This is a genomic window from Paracoccus sp. DMF (assembly GCF_004407025.1).
In the GTDB taxonomy this organism is placed as follows: domain Bacteria; phylum Pseudomonadota; class Alphaproteobacteria; order Rhodobacterales; family Rhodobacteraceae; genus Paracoccus; species Paracoccus aminovorans_B.
The window spans coordinates 1-624 of record NZ_SOKV02000197.1 but is presented as its reverse complement, the minus strand read 5'-3'; the positions used below and the strand labels follow the sequence as shown (position 1 = coordinate 624).

Here is a 624-nt window from a genome sequence, read left to right as displayed (position 1 = left end):
TTGCAAACCGAGCGGCATCCACAAAAGAAGGTTGGATGTCAGGCCCATCCCCTCCGCCACTTCAGTCCCTGAGTGGGCACTGAGTTTACGCCACTTCCCGCCACAAGCGTCTGTAGCAGCCGGGACTTCGATCCCATGATGCGAACCTCGCCCTCGGCGACCTCGACGCGCTGCGCGAGCGCGCGCAGGTGGTCGCGGCGATAGCCGCCGCCTTCCAGCCGGATACGTTCGCGGGCGGTTGCGGCGAACTTGCGCAGCATCTGCGGCGTCACCGCCTTCTGTCCCGAGTTCTGGAGCATGGCCTGAGCCCGGTCGGCATCGGCCTTGGCCTGATCGCGGATGGCGTTAAGGCCGTCGATGCGGTCTTTCAACGCCGGGTCGTCCAGATCGGCAATGCCTGCTTCGATAGCGTCATAGAGCCTCTTGAGGCGCAGCTCCGATTCTGTGGCGCGCTTGTTCATCTCGGCGATATGCTCGCGGCGGCGCTCGGCGTGTTCTTCCCTGCGGTCCAGCGCGGCGGCAAGGACGGTTTCCAGCCGCTCGGGTTGGAGTAGCTGGCCCTCAAGGTGATTGACGACCAGATCGTCCAGCTTCTCCATCGGCACGGCCATGCCCTCGCAGGCG

1 pseudogene is annotated in these 624 nt (G+C 64.9%); it reads right to left on the bottom strand.

Annotation, left to right across the window (positions count from 1 at the left end):
* Positions 1 to 38: 38 nt before the first annotated feature.
* Positions 39 to 624, bottom strand: a pseudogene (locus E3D03_RS21190) (recombinase family protein); the annotation flags it as partial.